Raw genomic sequence first — 26,527 nt, 5'->3', positions numbered from 1 at the left:
TTGTTGCATTCTGTTCTTTAAGTTATAATTGCAGGATGGGAGGTGATTTTTAATGAAAAATTCAATGATAAGCATTGATGTAAAAGAAAGAGCTAAGTCTTCAGTTTTTTATTCTGATGTTTCTTCACGTACAAAGCAAACAGTCAGTAGTGAAAATTTAGAAGAAAATGACGAATTATTCTCTACTGATTTTGCTGCAAAACTTATGAATAGTTACAAGCAGTCAGCTTCTGGTTTATCTAGACCATATAAAGATGTTTTTGCTGAGTTAGAAAAGGGCTTGTAATGAGTTCTTTTGATATTCTTGTTACTCAAGATGCAGAAAATGATTTAAAAAATATAAGAGATTATATTGCATCTAATATTTCTAAGAAAACTTCTGCCAGAATTATTAATATCATTAAATTTAATATTGAAAGACTATCTCTTTTTCCTCAGTTTGCGCCTGTAGTTAAGTATGAGCCGTGGAATTCACTTGGTGTGCGTCGTATTGTTGTAAAGAATTTTCTTATTTATTACAGAGTTGATTTAGAAAAAAATACAGTTTATATTTTGAAGGTTACTTATGGTAAATGTAATCAACAAACTGTATTGGAACAAATAGATTTATTGGATTAAATACTTATTAAATGTTGCATAATAAGTTATAGTTGTTCGCCACTCCGAGTATGGGTTTCGTCAAAGCTAATCAGTAATATTACGTAGGTCGCGCACAATCGCGGTCGTTTGCCAACTAGCGAAAGGTAAGCGGTTCTATTATGACGAACGCATTTTATGATTCTTCAAATCAAGTTTTTTCTCGTTGCGCAATTGCTCAATCGTTAGCAGGCAAAAGCGTTGTTACTTTAGACGATATTTCCACGGCGCAAATACGAATGCTTTTAGATAAAGCGCGATACATTGATTCGCACAGAAAAGAAGTGGCCCACACTTGCGATGGCAGAGTGTTGGCCACTCTTTTTTATGAGCCGAGTACGCGCACGCGATTAAGCTTTGAAACAGCAATGCTTCGCTTAGGTGGCAAGGTGATTGGCTTTGCAGGCGCTCAACTTTCTAGTGCTAGTAAAGGCGAAACAGTTAGCGACACGTTAAAAGTGGTGTCAAACTATGTAGATGTTGTAGCAATGCGTCACCCTAAGGAAGGCGCCGCTTTTGTAGCAACGCAAGCTGTTAGCACGCCAGTAATTAATGCAGGAGACGGCGGCCACATGCATCCTACTCAAACTCTTGCAGATTTAGCAACGATTCTTGCACGATTTGGCAGACTGAATAATTTAACAGTTGGGCTTTGCGGAGACTTAACGTACGGCCGCACAGTTCACTCGCTTATTGAAACTTTATGCCGCTTTGGAAATGTTCATTTTGTGTTGATTAGTCCAGATGAGCTTAAAACTCCTCAATACGTTATTGATCGTATAAACGCAACCGAATCGTGCTCTTACGAGGAAACTCGCGATTTGATGGAAGTTATTGGCAAGCTTGACGTGCTTTACATGACTCGCGTTCAAGAAGAGCGTTTTACAGACAGAGATCAATACTTGCGACTTAGAGATACTTACATTTTGACGGAAGAAAAATTGCAAAAAGCAAAGCCTAATACGGCTGTTCTTCACCCACTTCCTAGAATTAACGAGATTGCGGTTGATGTTGACGCGGACCCTCGTGCAGCATACTTTGAGCAAGTTAAAAACGGTATGCTTATGCGAATGGCTCTTGAAAGCTCTGTTCTTGGAGATGAGCTTTTGGGCTATGAGCCAACAGATTTTGTGAATGTGCCTAAAGACGAATCGCAAGCTTACGATGCTAATGGAATTTCGCTCGCTAATCCTCGTGTTCATAAAGAAGACAAAAATGCTCCTAAAGATCTTAAATGTCCTAATATTCGCTGCATAACAAATAGTGAATTATCATTAGTCAAAAAGTTCTATAAGGACGATTCTGACGCAAACGTGTATCGATGCTTGTATTGCGACGAAGAAGCATAACAGATTGAGTGCAAATTGAATGCAGATTGAATGCAGATTGAATGCAGTCAAAACGCAAAAATAAGCGCGATTAACGCAATTGAAATATAAAGTAATCTAAAATAATCTAATAACTTAAAAACCTTGAGCGAACTAGGAGCAATATGAATAACTCTCGAACCTTAACTTTGCAAAATATTGCAGTTTGGGATACTAGCGAGCGCATTGATTTAATCGTAGAAGGTGTGCGGCAAGATGCTTTAATTGAGCCAAATGCCAGGATATGCGGAGAAATTGATGCAAGTGATTGGATTGTTGCTCCTGGTTTTGCAGACCCGCACGTGCATTTTAGGGATCCTGGTCAAACAGATAAAGAAACGATGATGACTGGCGGCAATGCTGCGGCCGCAGGCGGATATACGCAAGTTTTGATTATGCCGAATACTATTCCGTCAGTTGATGGCGAGCCTTGGAATGATGCTCCTTTTGATGTGGAAAATGTGATTGACTACTTGCAAAGATACGGTTGCATATATGGCGTAAAATTGCCAGTTCGCTACGATTTAAGCGTTTGCGCATCGGGCGGAAGAAGTGGCGTTGATCCTAGCAACGTTAATTTGTGGAAAAAGTATGTTACTGGAATCGAAGATAGTCAAAAAACGTCTCCGATGAAGAAGCATCCTGTAGTTGCAATCAGTGACGATGGTGCTGCAGTTACAGATTCGATTTTGCAAGACGTTCTAAAAATCGCTAAAGAAACAGGATTGTCTCTTCTTGAACATTGTGAGCATCACGATTCTGGATCAGTAAACGAAGGCCCAGTTGCTAAGATTTTAGGCGTTGGTGGAATTCCTGCTTCTACGGAGCTTGCGATTGTTAAGCGAGACATTGATGCTGCGCGAGTTAGCGGCGTTCACGTGCACTTCCAGCATGTGAGTACTGCAGCTGCTTTTGAAGAGATTCGCAAAGCTAAGAAGGAAGGATTGCCTATTACTTGCGAGACAGCTCCGCATTACGTTGCTCTTTGCGATGAAGATGTGCTTAAGTATGGCGTTAACGCAAAAATGAATCCTCCACTTAGGTCTAAAGCAGATAGACAGGCTACTCTTGGTGCAATCGCAGATGGAACTATAGACATGATTGCGACTGACCATGCTCCGCATACAGATGCAGATAAATCTGGCGACTTTGCGAGCGCGCCTAATGGCATTATTGGCTTAGAATGCGCGTACGCGGTTTGTAGAAAAGTGCTTGTGGATGCAGGATACACGGACGATAAGCATTTAATTGAGCTAATGTCTGTTAATCCAATGCAACTAATGAGCCGCAGACCTACGGATGTTTCGGCTTTGCTAAACGTGTCTTCCAAGTGCGCGCTTCGGCGTACATTGCGATTAAGCGACACGGAGCACCCAGAAAACGTTGATTTAGTGTTGATTAATATGAACGAAAAGTGGAGTGTGGATTCAAACTCATTCCATTCAAAAGCCAGAAATACGCCATTTGACGGGTGGCAATTAAAGGGCAGGCCAGTGGCAACTATTATTGGATCGCAAATTGCGTTTTCTAGAATGTAGCCGCGTATTTAATAAGTCGTATGTGTAAGTCGTATGCGTAAGTCGCGTGAGTAAGTCGTAAAAAATAATAAAAATGGGAGCAAAATGGACGAGTTAGTAGAAGCGATTGCAGCAAAGCAAAATCCTACTGTTGTTGGCTTAGACCCAAAGCCTGGTATTTTGCCTGCGCAAATTTTAAGCGGCTTAGCAAATGAAGTTTTGCAAGAAGTAGAGAGTGAAGAAGCTTTGTCAACTTTGCTTGGTGCTGCTTATTTTGAGTTTAATCGTGCAATTATTGATGCGATTTGCGATATTGTTCCAGCTGTTAAGCCACAAATTGCAATGTATGAGGCGCTTGGCCCTGCTGGAATTGACACTTACACAATGACTTGCGATTATGCTAAATCCAAAGGCTTAGTTGTTATTGGAGACGCAAAACGAGGAGATATTGGCTCTACGGCAGGCCAGTATGCTGCGCATTTGCGAGGATTTGCTAATCTTGATTCGTATTTTAGCGATGAATCTTACGACTTTGACGAGTCTTTGCTTAATCTTCTAAAAAGTTCTAGCACAAAGGATGTTTGGCACGAGGATTCGCTTACTGTAAACCCGTATATGGGCTCGGATGGCGTTATGCCTTTTGTAAACGAAGCAATTTTGCGCAATAAGAGCATTTTTGTGCTTTTGCGCACGTCTAATCCTTCTAGCAAAGAGTTGCAAGAGCTTGTTGTTGAAGATGGCAAGCCAGTTTACGAGCATATGGCAAGCTTGATTGAAAATTGGGGCGAATCAAACATTGGGAATCACGGATATTCTAGAGTCGGAGCAGTTGTTGGAGCAACTCATCCACAAGAAGGCAAGCGATTGCGCGAACTTATGCCACATACTTTCTTTCTTGTTCCAGGCTACGGAGCACAAGGCGGAACGGCACAAGATGTTGCTGGAATGTTTGATGAAAATGGCAGTGGCGCTATAGTAAACTCTTCGCGCGGAATTATTGGCGCTTGGAAAAACAGTGAATCTTATAAAAAGCACGAATCTTCAATTTCATTAGATGACATTCTAGATATTGTTGCACATTCTTCTGCTTGTGCTGCTATTAATATGCGAGATGATTTAAGGCAGGCGATTTATAAGTGAATCGATTTATAAGTGAATATAGATAAACATAAGCGAATATAATTTATAGCTAATAGCAAGCTACAAATCGCAAGTTATAAGTTGCAAATTATAAATCGCAAGTTGTAAATCGCAAATCATAAATAACTAAAAACTAAACAGTTACACATTAAACAAGATAGGGCAAATACATGAGTGATGGCATGTTTATTCAAACTCGAAAATCTTCTAGAGGCTTTATATTTACTATTCGCGAAAGCTCTTTAGACTATTCGGGTTCAGATTCTAGTAAGCCAAAATATAGCCGTCTTTTAGGAAGGCGCCCAATAGAAGTTCTTGATAATCAAAAGCTTGACGAGGGTGTGTATCGCTTAGTTTTGCGCGATGATGCTATTGCTAAAACGGCCACTCCTGCGCAATTTGTTAACTTATATTCTCCAGATTCTACAACTATGCTTCCTAGGCCATTTGGTGTTGCAAGCGTTGATGGAGACACTTTTAGTCTTATTTTTGCTGTTATTGGTAAAGGCACTGCCGAATTTGCACAGCTTAAAGCAGGTGACATTGTAGACGCTTTAGGGCCATTAGGATTGGGCTTTGATATTTCTAAGCCAGCGCACTATGTTCTTGTAAGCGGAGGATTGGGCGTTCCTCCTTTGATTTGTGCTGCTCAAGCGATTGCAAAAAACAAGGATTGCAAAGTGAGTGCAGTGCTCGGGTATCGCGATAATCATTTTGCTGACTCGTTTATGAAGGAATACGTTGATGATGTTTATAGCATTAGCAACGCGCAAGGAACTGTTATTACTTTGCTTAATGAACTCGAGCAAGAAAATCATTTTGATTTTAATGGCGATTTGCCTATTGTTATTCTTTCTTGCGGGCCTATGCCAATGATGAAAGCTGTAGCTCATTGGGCGCATGAGCGTAATGTTAAATGTCAATTAAGCCTAGAAGCAAGAATGGGATGCGGCTATGGAACTTGTGTTGCTTGCGTTGTAGATACTTTAGAAGGCAGACTTAAAGTTTGTAACGAAGGGCCAGTGTTTGATGCTGAAAGATTAGGCTGGGAGTAAAGGAAAGAACATGAGCAATGAAACAAATAATGCTTTAGAAAACGCGCAAAATAATGCGCAAAATCTTGGTTTTGACACTAGCCACGTTTGGAAGCACTCAACTAAAGTTGCGGGAGTTGAGTGGAAAAACATGGTTGGAACAGCGTCTGGCACGTTCCAACTTGCAGCTTGCGCGCACTTTTATGACGTTAGCCAACTTGGAGCAATTTGTACAAAAGGTGTTTCCCCAGTTCCTTGGGAGGGTAATCCTTCTCCGCGCACTGCAGAATCGCCTTCTGGAATGGTGAATGCTGTTGGTTTGCAAAATCCTGGAGTTGATCACTATTTAGTAGACGAGCTTCCAAAGTTAAAAAAGCTTGGAGCGCTTGTAATCACAAATGTTGCAGGCCACAGTGACGAAGATTATGCGCAAGTTGTTGAAAAGCTTGCGGATTCCGCGGCAGATATGCTAGAGATTAACGTTAGCTGCCCAAACGTAACTCATGGCGGAATGAGTGTTGGCACAGACCCAGTTGCATTGCATCGTTTAATTAAGCGACTTCGCGCAATGACAGATAAGCCGATGATTGTAAAAATGACGCCAAATGTTACAGATATTGTTTCGATTTGCGAGGCTGCTGTTGATGCTGGCGCAGATGCTTTAAGCATGATTAATACTTTAGTTGGATTGAGAATTGACATTCGCACAGGCGAGCCGATTATTGCAAACCGTACGGGCGGTGTTTCTGGCCCTGCAATCTTCCCGATTGGACTTGGCTTCGTGTGGCGAGTGCGTCAAGCTATGCCAGATATTCCAATCATTGGTATTGGTGGCATTGATTCTGGAGAGAAAGCTTTGGAATACTTGTATGCTGGCGCTAATGCTGTAGAAGTTGGGGCTGCAGCTCTTGTGGACCCAACTGCTCCGATTCGCATTGCGCGTGAGCTTGACGATTTGCTTGATTCTCGACCAAAGCTTGCATCTTTGCTTAAAGAGGGCAAAACTTGGCGATGACATTTAATGCATTATTTAAGACAATTTACTAAGACAATTTATTCAAGACAGATTTAACAAGGAGAGTTAATTATGGCACAATTACACGAGGATTTTACAAAGTTTTTGCTTGATTCAGGCGCGCTTAAATTTGGTGATTTTACGCTTAAGTCTGGTCGCCAATCGCCTTACTTTATTAATGCTGGTGCTTTTGACGACGGCATGAAAATCGCTTCTCTTGGCGATTATTACGCTCAAAGAATTATTGCAGCAATAAAAGATGGTGTTCTTTCTAGCAATATTGACACAGTTTTTGGTCCTGCTTATAAAGGCATTCCGCTGGCAGTTTCTACGTCTATGGCTTTAACGAATAATTACAATATGCCAGTTGGTTTTACTTTTGATAGAAAAGAGCGAAAAGATCACGGCGACGGCGGAATGATGGTTGGAAAGCCGCTAAAAGACGGCATGAATGTGTTGCTGGTTGACGACGTTATGACTGCTGGGACTGCAGTTCGCGAAACTTTGCCAAAGCTTAAAGCAGAAGCAAATGTGCAAGTTGTTGGCTTGATTTTGGCAGTAGATAGAATGGAGCGCACAAAAGACAGTGATCTTTCTGCAGTAAAAGCAGTAGAGCAAGAGTTTGGCTTCCCAGTGCTTCCAATTGCAAACGTGCGAGAAATCTTCGATGCAGCACAAAAACTCACTAATAGTGACGGAAGTGCTGTTATGGATAAGAACTTGGCTAGCAAAGCTGAAAATTATTTGCAAAAATATGGTGCATGAATTGTGCAAACAATATAGACTTGTGTAATTATAGAATTATGTAAGTCACGTATTAATCGTGCATTAATCGTGTTCTTACTATTTTATTCATGCGTAAGTCTTGTTAAAAGAGGATGGCGATTATGAAAGAAGATAATAACGGATATCAAGATTTGGATGATATCGCTTCCTTTAATAATCAAGATGAGTATGAGCAAGAAAATATTTTTGGCTCTTCTAATGATGGTTCAAACAACTCATTGTTAAGCGATAAAAAAGCTATTGCTGTTATTGTTTGTGCATCTCTTATATCAATCGGAGTTGTTGTTGGATTAGGGTTTGTAGTATTTGCTAATAACTCTAAGCCTAGTCTAAAAGCGAGTGAGCCTTCTAAAAATTGCGTTCAATTGCGCAAAAAAGTAATCAATGCTAAAGAAGAGCTTAAAAAAATTGTATCAAGTCAAGATGTTAAAGATGCATCTAGTATAAAAGCTGCTGATTTTGATGAAGATTTTGATGCAGCTAAAGACGCTGCAGATGATTTTGAAACTTCTCTAAGCTACGCTAATGATGACTTAAACGATGATATTCCATCATGCCCACTTGGCGCGGATTCTTACGATTCTACAACAGTTGAAAATAAGCTTTCAGACAAATTGGATTCTTTGCACAAAGATGCTAATTCTGTTAAAACGCATGCAAAGAATTTACTAAAAACTAGCAGAACTGCTTTTGGTGATCAATTGTTAAATCTTGTTAAAAAAGCTAGAGAGCTTGTCGAAAAAGCTAAAAATTTGCCTATTTTAGCTGATGCTTCTAAAAGCCTAGAAAATGCTATTAATGATGCAGGGAATGCTCTTGCTAAAAGCAGCAATAATTATACAGAGTTAAAGCAGGCTTATCAAAAAATAAAAGCTGTTATAAGCCAGTATGAAGATAGAATTAAAAAAGTGAGCGATAGATTTTTAAGCAGAGATGGCAATGGGTATCCTTTTGATGCTCCACATCCTAAGGATGATCAAGGTGGCTATATTCCAATGGGTCGTAGTCAAAACTCAGACTCGTCGGAACAAAACGATCAGAGTAACGAATAATTGCGTTAAATGCGGTTGTTATTTTAGTTGTTATTTTAATTAGTTGACGCTTTGTGGCATAATAAGCAAGGTTTATTTCTTAGCTGCACGCATTGCAGCTTTATTAGCGAAAGAAACGGATAACTCGTGGCACAGACTACCAATGATATTAAAAATGGATCGGTTTTGAACCTTGAAGGTCAGCTTTGGACTGTTGTTAAGTTCCAGCACGTAAAGCCAGGCAAAGGTCCTGCTTTCGTTCGTACCACCATTAAGAACGTGCTCTCGGGCAAGATTGTCGATAAGACTTTTAACGCCGGCATGAAGATGGAGTTCGAGACCGTTGATAACCGTACTTTGCAATACTCTTACGAAGACGGCGATAACTTTGTGTTTATGGATATGACAACCTACGACCAGGTGTACATTCCTAAGGATTTGGTTGGAGATCAAAGCAAGTATCTTCTTGAAGGAACTGATTGCATTGTTAGCTTCCATGATGGCACTCCTTTGAGCGTAGAGCTTCCAGCGTCTGTAATTTTGACGATTACTCACACTGAGCCAGGCTTGCAAGGCAACCGTTCTAACGCTGGCACTAAGCCTGCAACAGTTGAAACTGGTGCCGAAATTCAGGTTCCACTCTTTGTTGGCGAAGGCGAAAAGGTTAAGGTCGATACTCGTGACGGCTCTTACCTTGGTCGCGAAAACTAGTAAAAACTTATAAAAAGGACGCTAATATGGCACGCTCCACTGCTCGAAAGAGGGCATTGAACACTCTTTATGAGGCAGACGAGAAAAGTCAGAATATTCTTTCTTTACTCGACGAACGTTTGAAAGAGCCAGGCGCGCAAACTCCTCTTCCAGATTATGCTGTTGATATTATTCGCGGAGTAGGAGAGCGCAGAAATAGGATTGATAAAACCTTAAATCGCTATTCAACAGGCTGGAAAGTTGGAAGAATGGCGGTTATTGATCGCAATATTTTGCGCATTGCTGTTTGGGAGATTCTTCTAAACGACGAAGTACCAGATAAAGTTGCGATTGATGAGGCAATTGCTCTTTCTAAAACATATAGTGACGATGAAGCAATCACCTTTATTCATGGTCTTTTAAGCGCAATTGTTTCCGACAAAGACGCTTGCTTGGCTAAGTTTAATGGTGAATCTGGTGAATCTGGGGAATCTGGTGAAGCAGAAGAATCGCAAGAAAACGATTAATCTTTTGTAAAGTCAGATTTAGATTCAGATTTTAGTTTTGCAAAATAGTCTTTTGCAAAATAGTCGTAAAACATGTAAATCCGCTTGCTTGTAAAAGTAGGCGGATTTTTGTTTTGTAATACATCGGCGCGTCGCCGTCCGCCAATATGAGTAGACTTGCCACGAATAACCTAAAGCCATAAGGGGGTTAAGGTGGGCTATAACGACACCTTCGCCGGATTCGGCACTGATGATGCAGTATTAGTATTGGAAGACGGGCAAGTTTACGTTGGTAAACCATTTGGCGCAAAAGGTTCTACACGCGCTGAAATCGTGTTCTCTACAGGAATGACTGGTTACCAAGAAACACTTACTGATCCAAGTTATGATCAACAAATAGTTGTTCAAACGTTCCCACACATAGGAAATACGGGAATAAACGGCGAAGACCCAGAGTCGTCAAAAATATGGGTTGCAGGATACGTTGTAAAAGCTCCAAGTCCAAATGTTAGCAATTGGAGAGCTACTGGTTCCTTGGAAGATGATTTAGAAAAACAAGGTATTGTAGGAATCAGTGGTATTGATACAAGAATGCTGGTACGACATTTACGCTCAGTTGGCGTTATGCGTGCCGGCATTTTTTCTAATGATGCTCTTATAGACAAAACTACTGGAGCAATTCGCACGGTTGCATCTTTTGTAAATGAGATTAAAGAAACTCCTCAAATGCAAGGCTTGCGACTAACAGACGAAGTTAGTACGCAAGAAGCTTATACGATTGAGCCTTGCGGAGATTATGAGGGCAAAGAGCCGCTTTACACTGTTGTAGCTGTTGACTTTGGCATAAAAGCCATGACTCCTCACCGTTTGGCACAGCGTGGATGCCGTGTGCACGTTGTAAGTTCCTCAATAAGCTTTGAGTCGCTTCAAGCGCTTAACGCAGATGGCGTGTTCTTCTCTAATGGCCCTGGAGACCCTGCTCAAGCAAATCGCGAAGTGGAATTATTGCGTAATGTGTTAGATGCTGGCTACCCATTCTTTGGAATATGCTTTGGAAACCAATTGCTTGGTCGCGCGCTCGGCTTTGGAACATACAAGCTTAAGTTTGGTCATCGTGGCATAAATCAGCCTGTAAAAGACGTGACTACAGGAAAAGTGGAAGTTACGGCTCATAATCACGGATTTGCTGTAGACGCACCTATTGGCCAGACTGTTCAGTCTCCTTACGAAAATGGCCATTTTGGTCGCGTAATAGTGTCTCATGTAGATCTTAACGACAATGTTGTAGAAGGCTTGCAATGCCTTGATATTCCAGCTTTTTCTGTGCAATATCACCCAGAAGCAGCCGCAGGACCTCACGACGCATCATACTTGTTTGATCGCTTTGTAGAACTTATGCAAAATCACAAGAATAAGAGCGAAAAATAGTAGGTATAAAGAGATAAAAGGAATTTATAATGCCAAAACGCGATGATATTAAGTCTGTAATGGTGATTGGTTCTGGTCCAATCGTAATTGGTCAGGCTGCAGAATTCGACTATTCGGGAACGCAAGCGTGCCGAGTGCTTCACGAAGAAGGAATCCGCGTAATCCTTGTAAACTCTAATCCTGCTACGATTATGACGGATCCAGAGCTTGCAGACGCAACATACATTGAGCCAATAGACACGGCGATTTTGGAGCGCATTATTGCTAAAGAGAAGCCAGATGCGCTTCTTCCAACGCTCGGCGGCCAAACTGCTCTTAATGCCGCAATGGACTTGGGTCGTGCAGGAATCCTAAAAAAGTACAATGTGGAGCTTATTGGCGCATCTTTGGAAGCAATTGATCGCGGTGAAGATCGTGAGCTTTTTAAGAAAGTCGTAGAAAAAGCTGGAGCAGAAAGCGCAAAATCCTTTATTGCTCACTCAATCGAAGAAGTAGACAAGATTGTTGAAACGCTTGGATACCCAGTAGTGGTACGTCCAAGCTTTACAATGGGCGGCTTAGGCTCTGGAATTGCTCACAATCAAGAAGAATTACACCGCATTGCAGGAGCAGGCATCCACTATTCTCCAACAGACGAAGTGCTTATTGAAGAAGGCATTGAAGGCTGGAAGGAATTTGAGCTGGAGCTTATGCGAGACTCAAAAGACAACGTTGTTGTTGTGTGCCCAATCGAAAACGTTGACCCTGTGGGCGTTCACACGGGAGACTCGATTACAGTTGCTCCATGCTTTACGCTAACAGATCGCGAGTATCAAAAGATGCGCGATATTGGCATTGCGATTATTCGAGGCGTTGGAGTTGATACAGGCGGTTGCAATATTCAATTCGCAATCAACCCTAAGACTGGTCGCATAATCGTAATCGAAATGAATCCGCGAGTTTCGCGTTCTTCTGCGCTCGCATCTAAAGCAACTGGCTTCCCAATCGCAAAAATCGCTACAAAACTTGCTCTCGGCTACACTTTGGACGAAATTCAAAACGATATTACGCGTTCAACGCCTGCAAGCTTTGAGCCAACGATTGACTATGTTGTAACTAAGATTCCGCGCTTTGCTTTCGAAAAATTCCCTGGAGCAGACACTACACTTACTACTTCTATGAAGTCTGTTGGCGAAGCTATGGCTTTGGCTGGAAACTTCCAGGAGTCCCTAGGCAAAGCAATGCGTTCAATCGACAAGCGCCACGCATGCTTTAACTGGGACGGAGAGCGCCCGAGCAAAGAAGAAGTTGCTAAGCTTCTTGAAGAAATGCACACACCAACAGAGCACCGCTACTTGCAAATTCAGCGCGCGCTTTGGGGTGGAGCAACTCCAAAGCAGATTTTTGACGCAACAAAAATCGACCCATGGTTTGTTGAGCAGCTTTCGCTAATTAACAAAACAGCTTTAGAGGTTCGTGAAGCAGAAAACTTGACGCCAAAAGTGTTAAAGAGCGCTAAGCTTGCTGGCCTTTCGGATGTTCAAATTGCGCATTTGCGTAATCTTGGCGACGAAGGCGAAAACATGGTTCGAGAGCTTCGCTGGGCGTATGGATTGCATCCTGTTTACAAAACGGTTGACACTTGCGCTGCCGAGTTTGACGCTGTAACGCCTTACTACTATTCTTGCTACGCTCAAGAAAGCGAGCTTAAGCCGCGCAATCGCGAAGCTGTGATCATTCTTGGATCTGGTCCGAATAGAATCGGCCAGGGTATTGAGTTTGACTACACTTGCGTTCACGCTGTGCAAGAGCTGGGTAAGGATTACGACACAATCATGGTCAATTGCAATCCTGAAACAGTTTCTACAGACTACGATATGTCGGATCGCCTCTACTTTGAGCCTCTTACCTTCGAAGACGTGCTTGAGATTTATCAAGCAGAAAAGAAGCTTGGCCCAGTTAAAGGTGTGATTGTGCAACTTGGCGGCCAAACTCCGCTTTCGCTTGCGGCTCGACTTAAGGCTGCAGGAGTTCCAATTTTGGGCACTACGCCTGAGGCCATTGATTTGGCGGAAAATCGCGAGCTTTTCGGCGAGGTTCTTCGTCAAGAAGGCATGAATGCTCCGCGTTACGGCACGGCTTTAAGTCTTGAAGAAGCTAAAGATGCAGCTCACGCAATCGGTTATCCTGTTCTTGTACGACCAAGCTACGTGCTTGGTGGTCGTGGCATGGAAATCGTGTATGACGATGCTCAACTTGCAAAATACGTAGATCGCGCTTTGCAAGAAGCTAGAGCAGACACTGTTGTTTCTGGTCGCTTGCCTTCGCCGCTTTTGATTGATAAATTCCTCCAAGATGCTATTGAGATTGACGTTGATGCACTTTACGACGGCAACGAGCTTTATATTGGCGGAATTATGGAGCATGTTGAAGAGGCTGGTGTGCACTCTGGCGATGCTGCTTGCACTCTTCCTCCAAGCACGCTTTCCGACGATCAAATTCGCCGCCTTAGGGAAGGCACGCTTGCGATTGCTCGCGGATGCTCGGTTCGTGGTCTTATTAACGTTCAATACGCTTTTATGGCAAATACTTTGTACGTAATTGAGGCGAATCCTAGAGCGTCTAGAACTGTTCCGTTTGCTTCTAAAGCTACGGGAGTTGCTCTTGCTAAAGCTGCTGCTCGAATTATGGCTGGAGAAACAATCGCACAGCAGCGAAAGCGCGGTCTTCTTCTTCCAAAGGGAGATGGTGGAGATATTCACCCAGGTCAGCAAGTGGCAATTAAAGCTTCCGTCTTGCCTTTCAAGCGTTTCCGCACGCCTGTTGGTCGCACGGTTGATATTTTGCTCGGTCCAGAAATGCGCTCTACTGGAGAAGTTATGGGCTTTGACCGCGACTTCCCACATGCTTTTGCTAAGAGTCAGCTTGCAGCATACAAGGGCGGTTTGCCTACAAGCGGCAACGTGTTTGTGTCTGTAAGTGATGCCGATAAGAGGCAATTGCCGTTACTTGCAGTGCGCCTAGTAGAGCTTGGATTTACTATTTGGGCTACAGAAGGTACGGCATCTGTTCTTAGACGCTATGGCATTGATTCCGTTATTGTTGATAAGCTTTCTAGCCAAGGCGACACGGCGAAGGATGTGCGAAATGACGTGCCTTCGCGCGAAAGAATCGGCAAAAACGTGGTTGAGCTGATTGAGAATGGTAAGATTGATATGGTGTTGAACACGCCGAATTCAAGAGGGTCGCGTACGGATGGTTATGCTATTCGTGCAGCTGCTGTTGCAGCAGACCTTCCGCAATTCACTACAATTACGGAGTTTGCACCAGTTCTTATGGCTATAGAAGCCGTTAAGAACAACGATTACCAAGTGATGAGCATTCAGGAGCATGCAAAGCAACTGTTTGCAATCGAGAAGGCAGAAAACGAAGAAAGTCGGGCTTAATACATGACCGAAAGCATACGAGAGCAGGAATTGCAGGCGCAAAGATCCGATTTTGGATTGCGTCTAAAAAACGCTATGGCAAAATATGGGCCATTATGCGTTGGTATAGATCCGCACCGCAAAATGCTGCTTAATTGGGGATACAATATGGATGCTCAAGGAGCAGAATTGTTCTCCATGCGTATGCTTCAAGCCATGAACGGCAGAGCTGCTGCCGTAAAATTCCAGTCAAGCATGTTCGAGCGCTACGGGTCTAAGGGTTTCGCGGCGCTCGAACGAGTGCTGTACGCTGCAAGGCAAATGGATGTAATCACTATTGTTGATTGCGGTCATGGTGGATTGTCTACAACAATCTCCGCTCTTGCAGACGCTTATTTTAAGCCAGATGCGCCTCTTCTTACAGATGCAATTACGCTTCTTCCATATTACGGAGCTAGGTCAATGGGTGGGTTGATTAATGAGGCTCTTAATAATGGCAAGGGTGTGTTTATTGCTTCGCTAACGTCTAATCGCGAAGGCGCTAGTTTGCAAACAGCAATTCGTCAAACTGGTTCATACCGTGGTACAACTGTTGCTCATGGTATTGCTCAAACTGCTCAAACTTTTAACAACAATACAAAGGGCATGGGTTCTGTTGGCTTAATTGTTGGAGCCACTATTGGAGATTGGATGAATGGCGGTGGAATCGATTTAACGAGTTTTACTGGCCCTATTCTTTCTCCAGGCTACGGCTGGCAGGGTGCGGAAGCTAACGATTTGAAAACGGTTTTTGCTGGAACTCACGGAAACGTTTTAGTAACTGTTTCTAGGTCTATTGCTTCGCACGGTCCAGATATTGGTGCATTATCTAATGCAACTGAACGAATAGCTTGGGATATTCGTCAAGCTTTAATGGATTCATAAAAATGATTTAAGAGAGTCAAATATGGTTAGTTTAGACAATACACAAAGTACGCAATCCATTAAAAGGCGATTGATTGTTCTTACTGGTCCTACTGCTGCTGGTAAGGGCACTGTTGAGGGGGTATTGCGCGAAAAACACCCTAATATTTGGCTTTCTGTTTCTGCGACTACCAGAAAGCCTCGCTACGACGAGTTTAATGGCATTCATTATTGGTTTATTGACGAAGAAGAGTTTGCTAGAAGGCAAAAGAACGGCGAATTTTTAGAGACGGCTCTTGTTCACGGAATGGCTCACTACGGTACTCTTCTTAAACCAGTTTTGGATCATCTTGCTCAAAACGTTCCAACGCTTCTAGAGATCGATCTTCAAGGAGCTAGAAGAGTAAAGCAAGAGGCTTCTAGACTTGGTTTGGAAGTTGTGTACGTGTTTATTGCTCCTCCTAGTTTTGAAGAGCTTAAGCGTAGGCTTATTGGTAGAGGCACAGAAACTCCTGAGCAGCAAGCTAAGCGTTTGCAAACAGCAAAAGTGGAAATTGCCGCGTCTAGTGAGTTTGATTTTGTGATTGTTAATGACGATGCTAATCGCGCTGCGGACGAGCTTTGGAATATAATCGCTAAAGAATACGATTTAGATTAATCTTGATTAGTTTTAGTTTAGATTAGTTTAGATTAGTTCCAATCACTTTAGTTTAATTTTGATTAGTGTTTTGAATATCCTTGCAATAGCTTACAATTGATTATTTGGAAACTATTGTGGCACCATAGAATATGGAGAACATTATGGCATTGGGCACTAAGCCAACACCTACGGGACTTGCAAATCCGCCTATTGATGATTTAATGCAACATGCGGATTCCAAGTATGCGCTTGCCTTGTTTGCCGCAAAACGAGCACGGCAGATTAATTCTTATTTCACACAGCTTAACGAGGGATTGTTGCAAAACGTTGGTCCTCTTGTTGAGTATAAGAACCAAGAAAAGCCTCTTTCTATTGCATTCCGCGAGATTAATAAGGGTTTGCTAGTAGAGAATCTTGGTGAAGACGATGTGAACGAAGGAAACTAAGTTTTCTTTTTCGTTTAATTGCAGCCGTATTATCCTTGCGCTTACAATTGCGTGTGGGTATGCGGCTGCGATTGTTTTAATGCGCAATTTAGAGAGTTAGCTTTATTTATAAAGTTACAAAGTTATAAAGGGGAATTATGAAAGAGTCTAAACTTATTTCTGCAGAATCTGTTACGGAAGGTCATCCAGATAAGCTTTGTGATCAGATTGCGGATGCAATTTTAGACGACATGCTTCGTCAAGATCCCAATGCGCATGTTGCTGTTGAAGTTTGCGCTTGCGTAGGACAATTTGTTGTTTTTGGCGAAGTTAGGGGAGAAGTTTACACAGATATTCCTGGAATCGTAAGAAAAGTAGTGCGCGAAGTTGGATACAACAGTTCTTCTGTTGGCTTAGACGCTGATTCTTGTGGCGTAATGGTTTCGCTAACTGAGCAAAGCGCGGAGATAAATCAAGGTGTTTCTAGATTAGATTTAGAATCCGAAAGTATTGCGTCTAAAGAAGAGCGTTATAAGAGTCAAGGAGCAGGCGACCAGGGCGTTATGTTTGGCTACGCTAGCGACGAAACAGACACTTATATGCCTCTTCCAATCTATCTTGCTCATCGTCTGGCTCAACGCTTATCTTACGTTAGAAAATCTGGAATTGTGCCAAATCTTAGACCAGATGGAAAAACGCAAGTAACAATCGAGTATAACGAAAAGTTAGAGCCTATTCGCTTAGATACTGTTTTGATTTCCACTCAACATAGCCCTAATGTAAGCGTTGATTGGCTTAGAGAACAGCTTGTTAAAAACGTTGTAGAACCTGTTCTTAGTAAAGTCTTAGAAAATCGCGTTGATTATAGCGATTATAGAATGCTTGTAAATCCTACAGGGTCGTTTGTTTTAGGCGGGCCTGCTGCAGACTCTGGATTGACTGGCAGAAAGATTATTGTAGACACTTATGGTGGAGCCGCTCATCATGGTGGCGGAGCTTTTTCTGGAAAAGACCCTAGTAAGGTAGATCGTTCTGCAGCATACGCTGCACGTTGGGTTGCTAAGAATCTTGTTGCTGCAGGTTTGGCTCATAAAGTAGAAGTGCAAGTCGCGTACGCGATTGGTATTGCAGATCCTGTTAGCGTAAATGTAGAAACTTTTGGAACAGAAGCCAACGGAATTACGCGTTCGGATATTTCTGCAATAGTTCGCAAAGTCTTTGATTTGCGACCAGCTGCGATTATTGACGAACTTGATTTGCTTAGACCAATTTACTCTAAGACTTCTGCATATGGTCATTTTGGCAGAAGTGATGTTGAGTTTCCTTGGGAAAAGTTGAATCGTGTTGAACAGATTAAAAATGAGGTAAAATCATTAAAAAAATGATTTGAAGTTTTATAAGGATTAATTTTATAAGGATTATTAATGCTTGAACAGTCTTCGTTGCAGCCTTCTTTAGAAGGTTTAGCGAAAAAATCGCACAGGCGCAAAAAGGGTGGTTCAACACCAATCCAAGCGAGTAACTGTGCGATTGCGCATGTTGTTTTAGACGTTCAAGCACCTCATCTTGGAAAAACTTTCGACTACATTGTTAGCCAATCGCAAGATGAAGACGCAAAGCCAGGGGTTATGGTTCGCGTAAAATTCGGCGCAAGACGAGTTAACGGAATCATATGGAGCAGAAGCGATTCAAGCGAAACACCAAAATCTTCCCTAAAGTTTATTGAAAAAATTGTTTCAAGCGAAAAAGTTGCATCTAAATCTTTTATGCAAGATATTTCGTCAATTGCTAACGCTTATGGTGGAACTAGAGCGAATATTATTCGGCTCGCTTTGCCCAAAAGAATCGCTGGCGTAGATAAAGAGAATTTTTTAGACGATATTCACATGTCTAAAAGGCAAAAATGGACTAGCGATTTTCGCAAAAGCCTAAAATCGAAAGATGACTGGCAACAGAATCAATATAGCGAATCGGAAAATCTTATAGAAACAACCGATGCTCGCATGTTTGCGTCTTACAAAAACGCGGATTTGTTAAAACAAGCGCTAGAAAACGTTCAAAAACCTTATTATTTGCATTCTAAAGATGACTTTACGTTAAGTACAACGAATACTTACAAAGCTTTTCTTGTAGATACTTTGCCAGGCGCGTTTAGATGGGCGCAAGATTTAGCGTGGATTATTGCAAATGCTATAAGCGCTGGTCGTCAAGTTGCTGTTGTTTTGCCTACGATTCGAGAAGTGAGCGATGTTATGCGCTCGCTTATGGTTTACGGTCTTAAGCCTTATAAAAAGTCACAAAATTCTAATGGCGCTTTAAGTGGAGATGTTGCTCGTCTTTGCGCTTATGATTCTCCAGCAGATAGGTATAGAGCGTGGAGAGCCATAGAAAAGGGCATTGTTCCGTGCGTTTTAGGAACAAGGTCTGCAATGTATGCGCCAGTTGAGTCGCAAGCGCTTTTTGTGATTGTAGAAGATAGCGCATATCAGTATGCAGACGGCATGATGCCTTACGCACAAGCTAGAGGCGTTATGCGATTGCGCGCAAAAAATCATAATGGCGTATTTGTTTCAATGTCTTTTGCAAGAAGCGTTATTAGTCAAAGCGAAGTTGAAAACAAAAAATTAGCTCCTTCGGTTAGTGGCCATTTAGTAGAGGTTACGCCTTTTAAGTCTGTTGTTCAAAATGCAAGTCCTTGGGTTCGTCTTTTAAATTCAAATAATTTGACTAAAATAAACGACCCGAGTGTAGGTTCTAGAATACCGTATACTGCGCTAACTTCGATTAGACAAACTTTAGACGCTAAAATGCCTGTTTTGCTTGCCACTTGCCAAGATAGCGCTATTCAAAAAGCTGCGTGTAAAAAGTGCCATTGTATTGCTCGTTGCAAACGTTGCACTGGTCCGCTTGACTTGCCCTTAGACGGTTCTGCTCCTAAATGCGCGTGGTGTGGAAGTATTGCAATAGGTTGGAAATGCTCGAATTGTTCTAGTAATTCTGGAGCGATTGAAGCTGTTCATATAGGCGTTAATTTTACAGCTAAAGAAGTGTTTAAGTTTTTTAAGGATGTTCCAATTATTGTTTCTTCTGCAAAACAAAAAAGCGGTGTTGTTGAGTGGGTTGAGCAAAAGCCGATGATTGTTATTAGCGCGCTTGGATCGCAGCCGCGTGTTTTAAGCAATTCTAAAGATTCTTGCGGGGAATATGGTCTTGTTGCGATTTTAGACGCGTGGACGAGTCTTTACAGCACGGGATTAGATGCTCGAATCGACACTTTGAACGCATGGATGAAGGCGGCTTCTATGTGTGCTCCAAAAAGCAGAGACGGAAGCGTGCTTATTTTGGGAGAAACTTATGATGTTCTCGCTAAATCGTTAGAGGAGTGGGATTCTTCGATTCTTTCTAAACAAGAGCTTAAAGAAAGAGAAGATGCGCTTTTGCCTCCTTCTGTTTGCGTTGCAAGAATATGGGGTTTTAGGCAAGCTGTTGTAGATACGCTTAATGCGATTGGCGCAATGGGTGATTATGCGTGTGAAGATATTAGTGAAGATATTAGTGAAGATATTAGTGAAGACATTGCAAAAGTCGCAAGCAAAAATGGCAATTTAGATAGTTCTAGCAATCTTCCAATGTTAAAAGTCGAAACTAAAAATAATAGCTCTGTGGTTTCTGGCGATTCGAGCGAAGATTCTGGCGATTCGAGTGAGTCCGAATATCTTCCACCTTTACTTGGAATTGTTCCAATGAAGCCTCCTTCAACATTGCGCGAGCAAAATTCTCAACGATTTGAAGAATTAAACGATAGAGTTAAAGCAGTTGTAAGAGTGCCATTAGAATATAGATATGAATTAGTTAATCGTTTGAAAAAAGAATGCGCAAAGCATTTTGCAATGCGAAAAAGTGGCGAATTAAAATTTAGTGTAGATCCTAAGGATTTGTAAAATCGCATAGGCTCACAAGCATAGGCTCACAAGCAAAGACTTATAAATAAAGAGGTTAAAATGGTTGAAAAATGCTACAATTGTGCGGTTTTGGGCAATCCTATATCGCACTCTCTATCTCCAGTTTTACACAACGCTGCATATAAGGCATTGGGCTTGAGAAATTGGCATTATAGTAAAGAAAAAGTTAGTGAAGAAGACTTAAAAGATTTTATTGCGCATCTTGATGATTCTTGGAAAGGCTTAAGCCTTACAATGCCACTTAAAAAAACGATTATGAGCCTAGGTGTAGCTTGCGACTATTGGGCAAAAACGCTTGGAGTTGCAAATACTGCTGTGTTTAGTAAAAAGCCATGCATAGAAAATCCTGAGACGATTGAGCTTTGTAACACAGATGTAAATGGGATTGTAATGGCGTTAATGCGCGCTCTAAAATCTAAAATATCAAATGCTAAAAGTGCGGTTATTATTGGCAGCGGAAACACAGCGTCTTCTGCAATGGCAGCTTTAATAGAAATTGCGCAAGGCTCAAAATTGAGCAAAGTTAGTGTTGTTGCAAGATTGCAAAGCGATGGTAAAACTGTTAAAGGCGTTAGTAGATTTAACGATTTAGTAGATAAACATAACTCGGATTTTCCAAATAGCAGAAGAATAGAGCCAGAGAATTTTGAGATTAAAAACAAGCGCGATTACAAGCCTGTTTGCGGTATAGAGTTTCCCACGATTGAGCCTTTACAACCGCGCGATTTACAAATTGACGATTTACAAAGTATAGAAAAATGTGATAAATCTCACATTCTAGAATCTATTTCTTCGTTGGATGCAATTGAAGCAATTGCAAACGCAGATATTGTTATAAGCACTGTTCCAGCTCATGTAGCAGACGGATTAGCGCTCGCTTTGTGTGAATATTGCAAGGAAAAGTCAATAAAACATTTAGGAGCTTTGCTAGACGTTGTTTACAGTCCTCGACCAAGCCAGATGCTTAAAGTTTGGAGAAAATACGGCATTGGTATTGGTGGAGAAGAAATGCTTTTGTATCAGGCATTAGATCAAGTAAAACTTATGACTTTTGAGTATAGATATGCGAGTGATGATTCGAGTGATGATTCTTGCACAAACAAACACCAATCTGACAAGGCTACAGATTACGATTACATAAGAAGTCGCATGGAAAAAGCATTGCAGGAGGCATTATGAGCGATGAGAATAATCTAGAAATGCAATCTCATAATTCCGTTTTTAAGTTGCAATCAAATAATGCTTCTTTAAGTAGCCAAGATGCGCATGTTTCAAGCGATTTTGAAGTAATGCTTATTACGGGTATGAGTGGCGCTGGAAGATCGCATGCTGCAAATGCTTTGGAAGACATGGGCTGGTATGTTATTGATAATCTTCCTCCAAAGCTGCTGATTCCGCTTGTAGATATGATGACGTCTTCTGGCTCTAAAGTGCATAAGCTTGCAGCAGTGATTGATGTAAGATCGCGCGGATATTTTGACGATCTTTTTGCTGTTTTGGGTCACATAGATGATTTGGGCGTAAAAACTCGAATACTATTTTTAGACGCTTCCGATTCTGTGCTTATTAAGCGATATGAGTCTGTGCGCAGGCCGCATCCTTTGCAACGCGGCGGGAGACTTATTGATGGCATTTTAGAAGAGCGCGAGCTTTTAAGTCATCTTAAGGATTGCGCGGATATTATTATCGATACTTCTACTCTTAGTATTCATCAACTTTCAACTAAGCTTTACGAAGGCTTGCTTGGAAAAGGGTCTTCTACTGTATCTGTGCATATTTTTAGTTTTGGATTTAAGTATGGAATGCCTATGGATGCCGATTTTGTGGCAGATATGCGATTTTTGCCAAATCCATTTTGGGTTCCAGAACTTAGAGATTTAACAGGCAAAGATAAAGCTGTTAGCGATTATGTTCTTAAAAACCCAGCCGCAATGGAATTCTTAGATTCCTACGAGAAAGCTCTTCTTACAGCAATCGATGGTTTTGCAAAAGAAGATAAGCACTATGTAACTATTGCAATTGGATGCACAGGAGGCCAGCATAGGTCTGTAGCTATTAGCATAGAGCTTGCAAAACGATTAAAATCTAGAGGATTACAAGTTACAGTGTCTGCTAGAGAGATGAGATCTAGAGCATGATTTAACTAATAATGTATTTTCTCCTACGGTGTTATGTAATATAAAAAGCAATATTAAAAGGTAAAATGTCCAAGTCATTGGGTACTACAGAAAGCCGAGCATGTAGATGTTTTTAGCATCGTGCAATGGCATCTTGCAAGAATCCCAACGCATACTTTAAGAAGAACAAAATAGGAGGTTTCCCTTGGCTCTTCTTGACGACGTAAAGAACGAACTCGTCGCAAATAATAGTGACCAACCAGCGGTTATTATGGCTCAAGCTGCAGCGATGATGCGTTTTGCTGGAGGTTTAAGGCCAGTCAATAATCAAGCTGTAATTAGAGCACAGTTTGATTCGCAAAATGCAGCACAATGGCTCGTAGACGTTCTTGAGACTTATTTCCAGCGGGAGGCTAAGATTTCTCAAGCTTCTCGTCAAACGCCTACGGGTGTTGTTACTCGTTACGAGGTTCTTGTTGATAGAGGAGCCGCAGCTTTAGCATTGCAATCTGGTCTTCTGGATCGACGTATGCACATTGTTGCAGGCTTAGCTCCAGAAATTGTTAGCGGAAGCATTGCACAAATTAAAGCCGCATGGAGGGGAGCGTTTATAGCTCACGGTGCTATATCGGATCCTGGAAAAGCTAGCTATCTAGAGATTGTTTGCCCAACTCACGAAGCTGCAACAGCTCTACAAGCTATGGCTGCACGTTTGGGTGTAAGCGCAAAGGCTCGTAAAGTTAAAAGCTCCGAGCGCGTTACTTTGCGTGATTCAGACGCAATTGAGCGTATGCTTAATTTGATTGGTGCTCCAAGGTCTTCTAGAGAATGGACTGGCAAGCGTTCTGATGGCGAAGCAAGAGGAAAAGCTAATCGTTTAGCAAACTTCGACGATGCAAATATGCGCAGGAGTGCTAAGGCTGCTGCAGAAGCTTGCGAAAAGGTTCGTCACGCTTTCGACGTTCTTGGGGACGATATTCCAGAAAATCTTTTGATGGCAGGCAAGTTGCGACTTAAGCACAGTGATGCAAGCTTGGAAGAGCTTGGTCATTTGGCAGATCCTCCAATCACAAAAGATGCTGTTGCTGGTCGAATTCGTAGACTTTTGCAACTTTGCGCTAAAGTCGAAAAATCTAGAATGTGAGTTGATTCTAGAATTAACTTTTGTAGCTACTAACTTTGATTAAATGCCGTATACACAAAGTATGCGGCATTTTTTTTATCGCGCGATTTTGGTGTTGATTTTTATGTAAATCTTTCTGTTGATTTTGTGCGTGCTTGTTGCGCATATGCGGTATAATCGTTTGTGGAATTTATAGACGTTTTAGCTTTGCTTTCGTCTTTTTTCTTGTTAAATTCGCCATCATGATTGGTTGAATCATGGTTTGGAAAGGATACCAATGAAGACACTTAAAGATTTGGGAGATTTGAGCGGCAAGCGCGTACTCGTTCGTGCCGATTTTAATGTTCCTCTTAAGGGCACGACTATCACAGACGACGGTCGTATTAAGGCTGCTTTGCCAACGATTAAAGCTTTGCGCGAGCAGGGTGCCAAGGTTATTTTAATGGCTCATCTTGGCCGTCCAAAGGGTCAAGTTGTTCCAGAGCTTTCTTTGGCTCCAGTGGCAGCTCGCTTAGGTGAACTTCTTGGTGTAAATGTTGCTTTGGCTGCAGATACTTACGGCGAAGATGCTCAAGCTAAGGTTGCTGCAATGAACAATGGCGACGTTGTTTTGCTTGAAAACGTGCGCTTTAACGCCGAAGAAACCAGCAAGGATGCTTCTGAGCGCGCTGAATACGCTAAGAAGATTGCTGCTCTTGGAGAGGTTTTTGTTTCCGACGGCTTCGGTGTTGTTCACCGCGCCCAGGGTTCAAATTACGATGTTGCTGCCGATCTTCCAGCTGCTGCTGGCTTGCTTGTTGAGAAGGAAGTTAAGGCACTTTCTCGTGCAACCGAAAATCCAGAGCGTCCTTTGACAGTAGTTCTTGGTGGATCTAAGGTTTCCGACAAGCTTGGCGTTATTGAAAACTTGCTTTCGAAGGCTGATCGCCTTGTTATTGGCGGCGGAATGGTGTTTACTTTCCTTAAGGCTTTGGGTCACGAAGTCGGTACTTCTTTGCTCGAGGATGATCAGCTCGAGAAAGTTAAGGGATATATTGAAACCGCTAAGAAGAATGGCGTAGAGCTTGTTCTTCCAACCGATATTGTTGTGAACGCTGGCTTCCCAGCAGGCGACACTCCAGTTGCTCCAGAAGTTGTTCCAGCGGATGCTATTCCTGCAGATAAGATGGGCTTAGATATTGGCCCTGATTCTCAAAAGCTGTTCCACGATAAGATTGTTGATTCCAAGACTGTTGTGTGGAATGGCCCTATGGGTGTGTTTGAAGTTCCAGAGTTTGCAGCTGGCACTCGTGCTGTAGCACAAGGCTTGGTTGACGCCACTAAGAACGGTACTTTCACTATTGTTGGCGGTGGTGATTCCGCTTCTGCAGTTCGTAACCTTGGATTTGCGGAAGATGGCTTCTCGCACATCTCCACTGGTGGCGGCGCTTCTCTCGAGTTCTTGGAAGGTAAGACTCTTCCAGGCTTGAGCGTGCTTGAGTAAATAACTTTAAGATATTGTGCCGGCTTCGATTTTATGAATTCATTTTGTAAATCGAGGTCGGCATAATGTTAATTTTATCTTTATAACAATTCTTAAGGGTGATTATGGTTTGTAAAAGAAAACCGCTAGTTGCAGGTAATTGGAAGATGAATTTCAATCACCTCGAAGCCACTCATTTTATTCAAAAATTCTGGTGGATGCTTTGCGATTCTCACTTTGATTGCAAAAAATGCGATATTGCGCTTATGCCGTCGTTTACATCCTTAAGAAGCGTACAAGTTTTAGTTGAATCCAGCAATATTCCTATTCTTTACGGAGCGCAAGCTGTTTCCGTTACAACTCAAGGCGCGTTTACTGGAGACGTTTCTGCAGATATGCTTGCAAGTCTTGGCTGCTCAATGGTGATTGTAGGTCATTCCGAGCGTAGAAAGTATCATCCAGAAGACGATGCGAATATTGTTGACCAAGTGCGTGCTGTTCTTGCAGCTGGAATGCAACCAATTTTATGCGTTGGCGAAAGCTTTGAGGAGCGCAAGCAAGGTATAGAGCTTGATTTTGCGGTTGGTCAAGTCCACGACGTTACTCGCGACTTAGATTCTAAGCAAGCAGAGCGTTTGATTATTGCGTACGAACCAGTTTGGGCTATTGGAACTGGCATGGTTGCTACAGCCCAATCTGCTCAAGAGGCAGCTTTTGCGATTAGAGACGATTTGCGACGCACTTTCGACAACAATGTTGCAAATTCTGTGCGTATTCTTTATGGCGGATCTGTAACGTCTTCTAATGCGTCAAGCTTAATTAGTGAGCCAGATGTGGATGGATTCCTTATTGGAGGAGCGTCTTTAGAAGTTGAAGAGCTTGCTTCTATTGTTAAACTCGCGTCTTATAAAAATCGCGAATGATTTTAGTGCTTATTTAGTGAATGATTTAGCACTTATTTAGTTCTGATTCAACATATATTTAGCGCGTAGGTCAATGGCTTTTACTATGCTTTACAGAGTACCAAAAACAGGAGGTTACTTGTGTCCGCTGTGAAAATTGTTTTGCAAGTGTTGCTTGTGCTCACCAGCATTTTGTTAACATTGTTGATTTTGATGCACAAGGGCAAGGGCGGCGGCCTTTCCGATATGTTCGGCGGCGGTTTAACGAAGAACGCTGGTAGCTCTGGTGTTGCAGAAAAGAACTTGAATCGTTGGACTGTTATTATAGCTTTGATTTGGGTGGCTGTTATTGTTGCCTTGAATCTTATGACTAAGTTCTCACTTATCTAAGTATTCTTTTAAGCGCGTAGTCGAAAGATTGCGCGCTTTTTATTTTATA

24 protein-coding genes are annotated in these 26,527 nt (G+C 42.0%); all 24 read left to right on the top strand.

The annotated features are described in order from the left end of the window. Positions 1-52: 52 nt before the first annotated feature. On the top strand, positions 53-286 hold the full coding sequence (locus HXT23_RS03000) for a hypothetical protein (RefSeq protein ID WP_422112643.1): 234 nt from the start codon (positions 53-55) through the stop codon (positions 284-286). Then, positions 286-618 (top strand): type II toxin-antitoxin system RelE/ParE family toxin, encoded by a 333-nt coding sequence (locus HXT23_RS02995; protein WP_004131015.1) that lies wholly within the window; start codon positions 286-288, stop codon positions 616-618. The genes HXT23_RS03000 and HXT23_RS02995 overlap by 1 nt, the downstream gene beginning before the upstream one ends. Before the next feature lie 140 nt (positions 619-758). Continuing rightward, positions 759-1,985 (top strand): aspartate carbamoyltransferase, encoded by a 1,227-nt coding sequence (pyrB, locus tag HXT23_RS02990; protein WP_422112642.1) that lies wholly within the window; start codon positions 759-761, stop codon positions 1,983-1,985. A gap of 143 nt (positions 1,986-2,128) precedes the next feature. Next, positions 2,129-3,541, top strand: a complete 1,413-nt coding sequence (locus HXT23_RS02985; RefSeq protein WP_422112641.1) for a dihydroorotase — start codon at positions 2,129-2,131, stop codon at positions 3,539-3,541. Positions 3,542-3,625: 84 nt separating this feature from the next. After that, positions 3,626-4,660, top strand: coding sequence for an orotidine-5'-phosphate decarboxylase (pyrF, locus tag HXT23_RS02980; protein WP_422112640.1), 1,035 nt, complete (start codon positions 3,626-3,628; stop codon positions 4,658-4,660). A gap of 170 nt (positions 4,661-4,830) precedes the next feature. Then, on the top strand, positions 4,831-5,715 hold the full coding sequence (locus HXT23_RS02975; protein WP_422112639.1) for a dihydroorotate dehydrogenase electron transfer subunit: 885 nt from the start codon (positions 4,831-4,833) through the stop codon (positions 5,713-5,715). A gap of 10 nt (positions 5,716-5,725) precedes the next feature. Then, entirely contained in the window at positions 5,726-6,709 is a 984-nt protein-coding gene (locus tag HXT23_RS02970) for a dihydroorotate dehydrogenase (RefSeq protein ID WP_422112638.1), read from the top strand. A 72-nt stretch (positions 6,710-6,781) separates the two neighbouring features. Continuing rightward, entirely contained in the window at positions 6,782-7,474 is a 693-nt protein-coding gene (pyrE, locus tag HXT23_RS02965) for an orotate phosphoribosyltransferase (RefSeq protein WP_422112637.1), read from the top strand. 122 nt (positions 7,475-7,596) lie between these two features. Next, positions 7,597-8,547, top strand: a complete 951-nt coding sequence (locus tag HXT23_RS02960; protein WP_422112636.1) for a hypothetical protein — start codon at positions 7,597-7,599, stop codon at positions 8,545-8,547. 126 nt (positions 8,548-8,673) lie between these two features. Then, complete coding sequence (gene efp, locus HXT23_RS02955; RefSeq protein WP_004130995.1) at positions 8,674-9,237, top strand: elongation factor P; 564 nt, start codon at positions 8,674-8,676, stop codon at positions 9,235-9,237. 26 nt (positions 9,238-9,263) lie between these two features. Then, complete coding sequence (gene nusB, locus HXT23_RS02950) at positions 9,264-9,743, top strand: transcription antitermination factor NusB (RefSeq protein ID WP_422112635.1); 480 nt, start codon at positions 9,264-9,266, stop codon at positions 9,741-9,743. A 192-nt stretch (positions 9,744-9,935) separates the two neighbouring features. Beyond that, complete coding sequence (carA, locus tag HXT23_RS02945; RefSeq protein WP_116438403.1) at positions 9,936-11,150, top strand: glutamine-hydrolyzing carbamoyl-phosphate synthase small subunit; 1,215 nt, start codon at positions 9,936-9,938, stop codon at positions 11,148-11,150. Positions 11,151-11,179: 29 nt separating this feature from the next. After that, a complete protein-coding gene (gene carB / locus HXT23_RS02940) occupies positions 11,180-14,575 on the top strand; it encodes a carbamoyl-phosphate synthase large subunit (RefSeq protein ID WP_422112634.1) in 3,396 nt (1,131 codons plus the stop codon). 3 nt (positions 14,576-14,578) lie between these two features. Next, a complete protein-coding gene (gene pyrF / locus HXT23_RS02935) occupies positions 14,579-15,478 on the top strand; it encodes an orotidine-5'-phosphate decarboxylase (protein WP_016635439.1) in 900 nt (299 codons plus the stop codon). A gap of 22 nt (positions 15,479-15,500) precedes the next feature. Next, entirely contained in the window at positions 15,501-16,115 is a 615-nt protein-coding gene (gene gmk / locus HXT23_RS02930; protein ID WP_016635440.1) for a guanylate kinase, read from the top strand. 143 nt (positions 16,116-16,258) lie between these two features. After that, positions 16,259-16,543, top strand: a complete 285-nt coding sequence (rpoZ, locus tag HXT23_RS02925; RefSeq protein ID WP_004130985.1) for a DNA-directed RNA polymerase subunit omega — start codon at positions 16,259-16,261, stop codon at positions 16,541-16,543. Between the two features lie 137 nt (positions 16,544-16,680). Next, a complete protein-coding gene (gene metK / locus HXT23_RS02920) occupies positions 16,681-17,907 on the top strand; it encodes a methionine adenosyltransferase (RefSeq protein WP_422112633.1) in 1,227 nt (408 codons plus the stop codon). Between the two features lie 39 nt (positions 17,908-17,946). Then, entirely contained in the window at positions 17,947-20,463 is a 2,517-nt protein-coding gene (locus tag HXT23_RS02915) for a primosomal protein N' (protein WP_422112632.1), read from the top strand. A gap of 60 nt (positions 20,464-20,523) precedes the next feature. Further along, positions 20,524-21,663 carry a shikimate dehydrogenase family protein gene (locus tag HXT23_RS02910; protein ID WP_422112631.1) on the top strand — a complete coding sequence of 380 codons (1,140 nt, stop codon included), beginning with the start codon at positions 20,524-20,526 and terminating at the stop codon, positions 21,661-21,663. A 110-nt stretch (positions 21,664-21,773) separates the two neighbouring features. After that, entirely contained in the window at positions 21,774-22,622 is an 849-nt protein-coding gene (gene rapZ, locus HXT23_RS02905; RefSeq protein WP_080649803.1) for an RNase adapter RapZ, read from the top strand. A 184-nt stretch (positions 22,623-22,806) separates the two neighbouring features. Further along, complete coding sequence (gene whiA / locus HXT23_RS02900) at positions 22,807-23,745, top strand: DNA-binding protein WhiA (protein WP_004130980.1); 939 nt, start codon at positions 22,807-22,809, stop codon at positions 23,743-23,745. Positions 23,746-24,001: 256 nt separating this feature from the next. Beyond that, complete coding sequence (locus HXT23_RS02895) at positions 24,002-25,207, top strand: phosphoglycerate kinase (RefSeq protein WP_422112630.1); 1,206 nt, start codon at positions 24,002-24,004, stop codon at positions 25,205-25,207. A 104-nt stretch (positions 25,208-25,311) separates the two neighbouring features. Continuing rightward, positions 25,312-26,109, top strand: coding sequence for a triose-phosphate isomerase (tpiA, locus tag HXT23_RS02890; protein ID WP_016635445.1), 798 nt, complete (start codon positions 25,312-25,314; stop codon positions 26,107-26,109). Between the two features lie 120 nt (positions 26,110-26,229). Then, the gene (gene secG / locus HXT23_RS02885; RefSeq protein WP_004115170.1) at positions 26,230-26,478 is read left to right on the top strand and encodes a preprotein translocase subunit SecG; all 249 of its coding nucleotides are present in this window, start codon (positions 26,230-26,232) and stop codon (positions 26,476-26,478) included. Positions 26,479-26,527 lie beyond the last annotated feature (49 nt).

Source organism: Gardnerella sp. DNF00257, assembly GCF_049262745.1.
Lineage (GTDB): Bacteria > Actinomycetota > Actinomycetes > Actinomycetales > Bifidobacteriaceae > Bifidobacterium > Bifidobacterium piotii.
This window is presented reverse-complemented; position numbering and strand designations above follow the sequence as displayed.